This is a genomic window from Thioclava indica (assembly GCF_000714545.1).
Lineage (GTDB): Bacteria > Pseudomonadota > Alphaproteobacteria > Rhodobacterales > Rhodobacteraceae > Thioclava > Thioclava indica.
The window spans coordinates 1-10,351 of record NZ_AUNB01000059.1; the positions used below are offsets into that span (position 1 = coordinate 1).

Here is a 10,351-nt window from a genome sequence, read left to right on the forward strand (position 1 = left end):
GACCCATCATGCGCCCCATCCCTTCGCACTGTCGCCGAGCGGCCCGGTGCCGCAAGCCTATGCCTCAGACCTCAGCGATTTGATAACGCGCCACCAGCCTGAGCGATGGCTCTTTGGGCATACCCATCTTGCGACAGAGTTTCAGATCGGAACGACCAAGCTGCGCAATGTCTCGGTGGGGTATCCGGCGAAGGCGCGCTGAGCTTGGAGGGATGTCGCCGAGTTACTTGGCCGTGCCTTTGCTAACGACATTAATTTAAGCTCGCAGCGAGGTCGAAGTTGCTCCGAGGCGATAGAGTGGTTTAGTCAAGACAGATCGCAATTCATTAAAGAGCTTGCCCCGATGTCCGCCATTGATGACCTTCTCCGCTCCTATCGTGAAGCCGCTGTCACAGAACGAGAAAAAGGGACGTATTTCGAGCGTCTCACTTGCGCCTATTTGACCGTAGATCCGGTGCAGGCTGAGGAGTTTTCCGAGGTTTGGACTTGGAAGGATTGGGCCGACCAGCATGGCTGGAGCGGCAAGGATATCGGCATTGACCTGGTTGCGAAGCTCCGGAATGAAGAAGGTTTCGCGGCGATTCAATGCAAATTCTATGCCGAAACGCATCGGATCCAGAAGGCTGATATCGACAGTTTCATATCGGCTTCAGGCAAAGAGCCGTTTCGGCGCCGATTGGTGATCGACTCGACAACGGTGCCTTGGGGCTCGAACGCCGAGGAAATAATCTCCGGCCAGACAATTCCGGTTGTGCGCATCTCACTTACCCACCTACGGGAAAGCCCGATTGATTGGGCGATCTTTGGCCTTCGTGGTGAGGCTGTTCTTTCTGAGAAGAAGAAACTCCGGCCGCACCAGATCGAAGCGCTCGAAGCTGTTCGCACGGGGCTGGCAACCGATGATCGTGGCAAGCTGATCATGGCTTGCGGCACCGGCAAGACCTTTACGTCACTGAAGATTGCCGAGGATCTCGTCGGCAAGGGCGGACGCGTGCTCTTTATGGTGCCATCGCTTGCGCTGATGTCCCAAACGGTGCGCGAATGGACCAACGATACCGAGACGCCGCTACGATCTTTCGCGGTGTGCTCGGATGCTCAGGTGGGCAAACGCCGGGTCGGGGCTGATGATGCCGCTGAAATCGACGCGCATGATCTCGCATTCCCAGCGACGACCAATCCGGAACGTCTGGTCGAGAAAGCCGCTATCGACGCGGCCGATCGCATGACAGTCGTATTTTCAACCTACCAGTCGATCGGCGTTCTCGACGCCGCACAGAAAGCGGGCCTTCCGGCCTTTGACCTGATCATCTGTGACGAGGCGCACCGGACAACGGGCGCGACTTTGGCAGGTGAGGAGGACTCGAACTTCGTTCGGATCCATGACGACGCCTATGTTGCAGGCCGTAAGCGCCTCTACATGACAGCCACGCCGCGGATCTTCGGCGATGCGGTCAAGTCGAAGGCAGACGAAGAGGCGGCCGTTCTGTCATCGATGGATGACGAAAGCCTCTACGGCAAAACGTTGCTCCATAAGGGCTTCGGCTGGGCTGTCCAGAAGGGCTTGCTGACCGACTACAAGGTGATCGTTCTCGCGATGGACGAGGGCCTTGTTAGTGCCAATGTGCAGAAACGTTTGGCCGACGAGAATTCCGAACTCGACCTGGACGACGCGACAAAAATCATCGGCTGCTACAAGGCCCTGACGAAGCAGGATCTCCAGCAAGACATCTCTTTTGATCCCCAGCCTATGCGGCGCGCCTTGGCCTTCTGCAAAAGCATCGCGGCGTCAAAACTGATCCGCGATGAGTTCACCCAGGTGGTCGCGGAATACACCGGCGATGACGCGCTGATCGAAGATGATGCGCCCTCGTCTCCTGACCGGCTCGACATCGAGATCGAACATGTCGATGGCACCTTCAATGCCAAATCGCGCAACGAACTGCTCGACTGGCTCAAGGCCGATGCCGAGGGCAATACCGCACGCATTCTGACCAACGCGCGCTGTCTGTCTGAAGGCGTTGATGTGCCCTCTCTTGATGCGATCATGTTCCTACATCCACGCAAGTCGCTGATCGACGTGGTGCAATCCGTGGGCCGAGTGATGCGGCGGGCGGAAGGCAAGAAGATGGGCTATGTCATCCTCCCGGTCGGCGTGCCGGCAGGTGTCGAGCCTGAAGTGGCTCTGAAAGACAATGATCGATACAAGGTTGTCTGGCAGATCTTGAACGCGCTCCGCGCCCATGACGAACGCTTTGATGGCACCATCAATCAAGCTTCGCTCGGCCAAGATGTGTCTAACCGGATCGAGATCGTCGGGGTTACCAAGGAATCCGAGGAACTTCGTTCAATCACCCATGAGGTCAAGGATCTGCCCACGCGCAAGGCTAAGGCCGAAAGCGCAATCGGCAAGGGCGGCGCAGAACGCGATCCGGAAGTCACCGGCCCGGTCGAAACACAGGGCGAGCTGTTCATTGACGAGTTCTCGCGCGCCATCATGGCCAAGATCGTCAAGAAATGCGGCACGCGGGACTATTGGGAAGACTGGGCAACCAATATCGCCGAGATCGCGCAGCGCCACATCTCGCGCATCACGGGCATTCTGGCCGATCCCGAGACCAAGGCGCGCACGGCATTTGACGATTTCCTTGCCGAATTGCGCGACGACCTGAACGACTCTATCTCTGAACAGGACGCCGTTGAAATGCTGGCCCAGCACCTCATCACGCGGCCTGTCTTCCAGGCCCTTTTTGAGGATCACCAGTTCACCGATCAGAACCCCGTCTCCCGTGCCATGCAGCAAGTGCTGGACATGCTGGACGAGAACCGGATCGACAAGGAATCCAAGGACCTCGAAAAGTTCTATGACAGCGTTCGCAACCGTGCCAACGGGATCACCGATCCGCAGGCCAAGCAGCGCCTGATCGTCGAGCTTTACGACAAGTTCTTCCGCAACGCCTTCCCCCGCACGACCGAGAAGCTGGGCATCGTCTACACCCCGGTCGAGATCGTCGATTTCATCCTGCATTCGGTCAACGAAATGTTGCAGGAACACTTCGGCCAGACCCTCGGGTCAAAGGGGGTCCACATCCTCGACCCCTTCACCGGCACGGGCACCTTCATCACGCGGCTGCTGCAATCGGGCCTGATCGCGCCGGAGGAACTGGAGCACAAGTTCCGCCACGAGATTCACGCCAATGAGATCGTCCTGCTGGCCTATTACATCGCCGCGATCAATATCGAAGCGGTCTATCAAGGGATTGCTAAAAGCAACGACTACGTGCCCTTCGAGGGGATCTGCCTGACCGACACCTTCCAGATGTATGAAGGCGACGATGAGCTAGCGCTCTACATGCCCGACAACTCCGAACGCCGGACCCGGCAGAAGGGGCTGGATATCAGAGTAATCGTAGGCAACCCGCCGTATTCAGCGGGGCAAGCTAATGCGAACGATAACAATGCGAATGTGGGATACCCGGCACTCGATGCGAAACTCCGGGATACCTACGCTGCGAGATCGGTTCAAACCTCGGTAAAGAGCCTATACGATAGTTATATTCGGGCATTCCGCTGGGCGTCGGATCGGATCGGAGATACCGGTGTCTTGGGCTTTGTGACGAACGCCGGCTGGGTTGAGGGTAATTCAGCCGATGGAATGAGGGCTTGCCTCGCTGAAGAGTTTAGCAACTTGTATATCTTCCACCTACGGGGCAACCAAAGAACCACAGGTGAGCGATCACGTCGCGAAGGCGGCCAAACATTTGGATCGGGAAGTCGTGCCCCAATTGCGATTTGCATTTTTGTTAAAAATCCAGATGCACAAGAATTCGGAGACATCAAGTTTCACGACATCGGTGATTACTTGACCCGTGATCAAAAGCTAAAAATCGTGCGGGATTTTGCCAGCGTCGGTGGCGTAGACGAACGTCAAGCTTGGCAGACAATCCTTCCAAACGAACACCATGATTGGGTCAAGCAACGGAGTGTAGAATTTGAGAAATTCTTGCCGATCGGAGACAAGAAAGACAGAGCAGCTCCAACAATATTTTCAACGTATACGCTCGGTGTTGCTACAGGTCGCGACGCTTGGTGCTACAATAGTTCAACCAAAAAGCTCATGGATCATATTGCTGGCCTGATAAACGAATACAATAACATCGCTGCACGCGGACGCGCCCATGGGGACGTTGAAGCTTTCTCAAAGTCACTGAAAGTCGACCCCACAAAAATTAGCTGGAATAGAAATTTTACCAACGACCTATTGAGGGGGCGAAGCCATGAGCTTCACGAAGATTCAGTGCGCCGTGGGCTTTATAGACCTTTCTCCAAGTCACCCCTTTATTATGGGAGAGATTTGAATGCTATGGTCTATCAGATACCAAAAATCTTTCCTGTTGATGACATAGGGAATCGGGTAATCGGAATGTCCGGTCCAGGTTTCCGGGGAGGGTTCACTGCCCTAATGACAGACTGCATTCCAGCACTTCATGCCGCTGACCGCGATGGTGCTCAGTGCTTCCCCCTTTACCTCTACGACCAGCAGGACGAGGACCCCGGCGGCCTCTTCGAGGGCCAGTCCTCTGGCCTTCAGCGCCGTGACGCGATCACCGATGCCGGGCTGGCGCATTTCGAGGCCGCCTATCCGGGCGAGGAGATCACCAAGGAGGATATCTTCTACTACGTCTACGGCCTGCTGCATTCGCCCGACTACCGCGACCGCTACGCCGACAACCTGACCAAGGAACTGCCCCGCATCCCGGCGGTAAAGACCTACGCCGACTTCCGCGCCTTCGCCGACGCCGGACGGCGCCTTGGCGATCTGCACGTGAACTACGAGACGGTGGAGCCATATCCCGTCACCTACAAGCAGGGCACGCCCGCGCTCTGGAAGATCGACGACGCCACGACCTTCTACCGCGTCACCAAAATGAAATTTGCTGGCAAGCGCGGCGACACCGACAAGACCACGGTGATCTACAACGCCAACATCACTATGACGGACATCCCACTCGAGGCCTACGACTATGTCGTAAACGGCAAGCCCGCGCTGGAATGGGTGATGGAGCGCCAGGTGGTGAAGACCGACAAGGCCAGCGGCATCGTCAACGACGCCAACGACTACGCAAACGAAACCATGCACAACCCCGCCTATCCGCTGGAGCTGTTCCAGCGCGTGATCACCGTGAGCCTCGAGACAATGAAGATCGTGCGCAACCTGCCCAAGCTGGAGCTGCCGGAATGAAAATTAAAGCACTCGTCCTGCTCGCCGCGCTGATACCCACGGGCGTGGCTGCACAGCAAAACTTCAGCTGCAATTGGGGTGATCGTGGCGCCTGCCTCGGCTACGGCGACACCGTCTGCTCCAGTTCGGGTAAATGTGTCGACGCGAACGCTGCCTGCTTCAATACCTACCAGTGCAATTACGAGGGCTTCACCTGCAAATCGAACGTCACCGAATGCGTCGATAACTACAATCGCGTGCTGGCGGACCACAATGACCTGGTCGCCAAATACAACGATTTGCTCGACAAGAGCCGCGTGGTCGCCACCGCCTTGAAAACCGTGACTACAGAGCGCGATGATCTCTCCGAGAACCTCGATGACATTCGAAGCTGTCTAGAGCAGGCGGAGACCCTTGATGATGCGCAGAGCTGCCGGTGGCGCTGAGCAGTCTTAAAGTTTTTGCGAGAAGTGCGAAAAACGGTAGTGATCAGACAGATGTGCGAAAAAGAAAGAACGGCTTTATTCGTCGTGCGAAAATTACAGTATGATCTTGGACCAAAAGGCATGAGCGACCACTGGGGTCGCCACATTTAATTATAAAAATCAACTAGTTGGGTGGACTCTATTCGCGTTATTTGGTTGCTTGAGGACACTGAGCGACTTGCCAAGCTCCCTCGTAGAACGGTCTGTAGATGTGCGAAAAAAGGATTGACCGTGCGAAAAACTAGGAGTATCAACCTCCACAGCGCCTAAGTTTTAGTGGCGTATATTTTTATGTTTGACGCAAAGGGTTGACTTAGCCCTTTCATTTCGCCATCCCGTTAATCACTGATTCGCGGAGCTGGTGTATGGTGCGCAACGATTTCCCAATCGATAGAGAGCGACATTCTCGGATTAAATACGAGCTGGACCGGCAAGGTCTCTCGCTCGCCGAAATCGCTCGTCGAGTCGGCGTCGGCCTCCCCGCAGTAAGCTCGGTATCACTCGGCAGGAGCCGATCCGCGCGCATCGAGGCGCATTTGGCCCAGGCTCTTGGCACGAAAGCGCCGCAGCTATTCCCGGAACGATACCCTGAAGAAAACAAGGGGGGCGCTTCATGAGCCAATAATATTCAGGCTCTGGAAAGGTTGAGGCCCCGGGACTGGAATCCCAAGGGCCTCGAAAAATCGCGTGCGGCGATATCCTCTCCATCCATCACATCCGAAGAAATGTCAAGCCCCGTGCCCGCAATCCGGCGGACATGGCTGAATGAGCTTTGCCTTCATGTCTTAGATGGAGGGCGCGGTATCCATCCGTGCCGCAGGACATGCCCGATACGATTGAACAGCTAAAAAACGACATTTTGGTATCCTCCGGACTTCAAGGGCCGGGGTTAGTGCAGCGTCTGCACGTGCTTTGGAACGAAGTGATTTCAGAGAATGAAACCCTTCGCGAAGAAGGCATGAAAGCAAACATGTTAAACAGACTCATGAAGGCCGAAATCAGGCGACTGAAACGGCAAATAGCAAAACTCAACAAACAAGCCTTCGGTTCGAGCGCGGATCACCACCCGGACAAGATAAAGGCGTCCCATTCGAAAGATACCAGCGAAGACACTCCTCCCAAAGAAAATGCCGCTTTTTCGGGAAAAGCGGCCGAGAGCACTGCGGCTGGGCAAAAAAACGCTGATCGCCCGAAGCCTCGGAACACCAACGGGCGCGGCAAGCGAGTATGGCCTGACCACATTGAAAGGCGCGAAATATACATGGGGACTGAAGACAAAAAATGCCCCTGTGGCTGCGGCGGTCCAATCATAGACATGGAGAAGAACGAGACGTTGGAGGTGATCCCAGCGCGCTACTACTTAGCGGTCCGACTGTATCCGAAATATGGCTGCCGGATGAAGGGCGTGATCAAAGGCACGAAATTTGCCCCGCGCATTTTCCCGAAAACGGTGATGAGCCACGGGCTTATGGCCAATGCGATCACGATGCGTTTTGGGTGGCAATTGCCCTGGTATCGGCAGGAAAACATTTTCCTGTCTCAGGGTGTCAACTTGAACCGAAGCTCTCTCATGAGATGGTCAAACCGACTTGCAAATGAAGCACTCCTCTCGATCTACGAGTTGATGGAGCAGGAACTGAAAACCAACAGCGAGCGGCTGTTCATGGATGAAACCACGTTGCCCATCCAACAACCCGGAAAAGGCAAGACCAAGACTAGCTACCTCTATGCTCTCTTGCGTGATGATAGATCTTTCGCAGGGAACAAGCCTCCCGTGGTTATCTATTACCCACGGGATACTCGGGCGATGCACAATATCCATGATATTCTTGATGGCGTCAGAGCCATTGTTCAGACGGATTCCTATGCCGGATACGGACAGCTGGGCAGGCCCGCAACGCCTGTAGAGCATATTACACCGGTCAAATGCTGGGCCCATGCGAGACGCAATTTCACTGATGAATATGAATTCAATAAGACTCACGATGCGAAGCGGGTAATCCAGATTATTGAGGAGCTTTATGACGAAGAGAAAAAGATCAGAGGCAGGCCGCCTCTGATCCGGGAAGCGCACCGACGCGAATTTTCAGCCCCCATATTGGACCGCTTGAAAGCCTTCCTGATTGAACATTCAGATCACCATCTTTCCAAGAGTAAGATGACGCAAGCGATCCGCTATATCCTCAGGCAATGGGAATACCTAACCGCCTTTGTCAATGACGGCCGCATTGATCTCGATACAAACGCAGTCGAGCGGATGTTCAAGCCGACGATTCTGCTGCGCAAAAATGTGCTGTTCCTCGGTAGCGAGGAGGGGGCAGCTGCGTGGGGGATTCATAGTTCGATCATCGAGACATGCAAGCTCAATGGCGTGAACGCAGAGCCCTACTTGAAATGGGTATTTGACCAGATCGCGGCGAAACTTCCGCGCTCGCAATACGAAAAGCTTCTACCTTGGAATGCTCCAGTAGAGTTTATGATAAAGTGATAAGCTTTTGGTTGGCAGAACATCTGCCAACGTGTTCTTTGAAGCAGATTTTTAGTTTACATGTGAACGTCTGCCACGCTGAATCTGATGGTGAAAGAGATTTCCTTTGACGAGGCGCCAAGGTCAGCCATAAATGAAAGGTGTGTTTTGGAGAATTAAATTTATGCGCCTCATCGGTTTAACGGTCGAGAACTTTCGTTGCTATGCTGCCCCCATATCAGTTCGCTTCAACGATCTTACAGCATTGGTTGGACGGAACGACGTCGGCAAGTCGACCTTGATGGATGCGCTCTCAATTTTTTTCGATACGACGAATCCGGACAAGGATGATGCAAGTAAGAACGGCGACCCGAAGCTCATGCGTATCAGCTGTGAGTTTGATCAGCTACCTGCCTCCATCGTCGTAGATGCGGAATTCCCCACCACGCTCGCTTCGGAGTTCTTACTGAGCAGAGCAGGAACGCTCGTTGTCAGAAAGACATACAACGGAGCGCTGGCCAGCCCCAAGGCATCGTCCATTGAAGCCATAGCTATGCACCCGACAACAGATGGTTACAACGACTTGCTGGCTCTCAGAAAGGCTGATCTTAGCAAAAGGGCCGCCGCTTTGGGCATTGAACTTAATGACGTTGATAAGCGGGCAAACGCACCGGTGAGATCAGCCATTTGGGCTTCATGTGACGACCTACAATTGGCTGAAGTTCCCGTCTCTCTCGAGGTCGAAGGGGGAAAGCAGGTATGGGCCGCTCTGCAGCGGTTTCTTCCAACCTTCGCTCTATTCAAGTCTGATCGAGCGAGCACGGATCAAGATGCGGAAGCGCAAGACCCCTTAAAAGCGGCTATTCGCGAAGCAATTAGGGAGGTGGAGCCGAAATTGCAGGAGGTCAAGGACTACGTCGAAGCTGAGGTCAAGAAAATTGCGGCAGCCACGGTGGACAAGCTGCGGGAGATGGATGCTTCCATTGCAGAGACGCTTGCGCCTATTGTGACGACCAAAAAGTGGGACACGCTCTTTTCCACCAGCATTACTGGTGACGAAGGAATACCGCTTAACAAGCGTGGAAGTGGGGTAAAGCGACTAGTCCTACTGAACTTTTTCCGCGCACAAGCAGAAAAGAACGCTGTTGAACGGAATTCAACCTCAATTATCTACGCGATTGAAGAACCTGAAACGAGCCAGCACCCTAGAAATCAACGGTTACTGCTGAAAGCTCTGAGAGAGCTGGCAGCCGTAGATGGGCGACAGGTGATCATCACCACTCATACGCCTATGCTGTCGCGGCACCTACCCGAAGGTGACGTTCGCTTCATACGCCGCAATGATGTGGGCCTCCGGAGTATCGACGAGGGCAGCCCCGAAATTTCGGAAGAGATGGCCAAATCTCTAGGGGTTTTACCTGACCATAATGTCAAAGTCTTTATCGGCGTTGAGGGGCCGCACGACATTTCTTTCCTTACCGCAATTGCGCGCATTCTCCGGGCAGCCGGTGAGGATGTGCCGGACCTTGAACGGCTTGAGGTTGACGGGGAACTAATTTTCATTCCGCTCGGCGGGAGTAATCTGGCTGTCTGGAGCTCTCGCTTGAAGGCCCTTAATCGCCCGGAGCTTCATATATGTGATCGAGACAATCCGCCACCGGCTAACCCCAAGTATCACGACCATATGGTAAAGGTTAACGCTCGGCCAACGTGCCTAGCCGTCGCGACGAATAAGCGTGAACTTGAGAATTATCTCCATCATGAAGCCATCAACGAGTTTTACGCTGAAAATGGGGCGGCGGTAGCTTTTGGGGCGCCGTTCGCGGACTTTGATGATGTGCCTCAACGGGTTGCCGAGGCAGCTCATTTGGCAAGTGGTGGAGCGGAATGGGCCAATGTAGCCCAAGACAAGCGTAGCAAGAAAATGCGGCAGGCGAAGTCATCGTTGAACAACGGAATAGTTGCGAAGATGACTGCCGACCGACTAACCCAGACTGACCCTGACAACGAGATACGCAATTGGTTCGGTGAAGTCTCCCGTATGATTGCGGAGTTCGACGCTTAAGAGGACGGATACCGCAGGCCAGATGACTTGCTTCCGCTGGGCAAGCGAGAGTAGAATTCGGAGGTGGCTGAGGATACACCCGAAACAAAACGAGCTATGGTTGAATCTGGGTGACG

5 protein-coding genes and 1 pseudogene are annotated in these 10,351 nt (G+C 54.4%); all 6 read left to right on the top strand.

The genetic code is table 11. From position 1 onward, the window contains the following. Window positions 1–202: pseudogene (locus tag DT23_RS19760) on the top strand (hypothetical protein); the annotation flags it as partial. A gap of 141 nt (window positions 203–343) precedes the next feature. Then, window positions 344–5,239: a DEAD/DEAH box helicase gene (locus DT23_RS14915; RefSeq protein ID WP_038132495.1), complete on the top strand. Its 4,896-nt coding sequence runs from the start codon at window positions 344–346 to the stop codon at window positions 5,237–5,239. After that, window positions 5,236–5,664 (top strand): hypothetical protein, encoded by a 429-nt coding sequence (locus DT23_RS14920; protein WP_038132496.1) that lies wholly within the window; start codon window positions 5,236–5,238, stop codon window positions 5,662–5,664. The genes DT23_RS14915 and DT23_RS14920 overlap by 4 nt, the downstream gene beginning before the upstream one ends. Before the next feature lie 404 nt (window positions 5,665–6,068). Further along, window positions 6,069–6,320, top strand: a complete 252-nt coding sequence (locus tag DT23_RS20350) for a helix-turn-helix domain-containing protein (RefSeq protein WP_081847215.1) — start codon at window positions 6,069–6,071, stop codon at window positions 6,318–6,320. 206 nt (window positions 6,321–6,526) lie between these two features. Beyond that, complete coding sequence (gene tnpC, locus DT23_RS14925; protein ID WP_038132497.1) at window positions 6,527–8,191, top strand: IS66 family transposase; 1,665 nt, start codon at window positions 6,527–6,529, stop codon at window positions 8,189–8,191. Between the two features lie 163 nt (window positions 8,192–8,354). Further along, window positions 8,355–10,235, top strand: coding sequence for an ATP-binding protein (locus tag DT23_RS14930; RefSeq protein WP_038132498.1), 1,881 nt, complete (start codon window positions 8,355–8,357; stop codon window positions 10,233–10,235). Window positions 10,236–10,351: the final 116 nt, after the last annotated feature.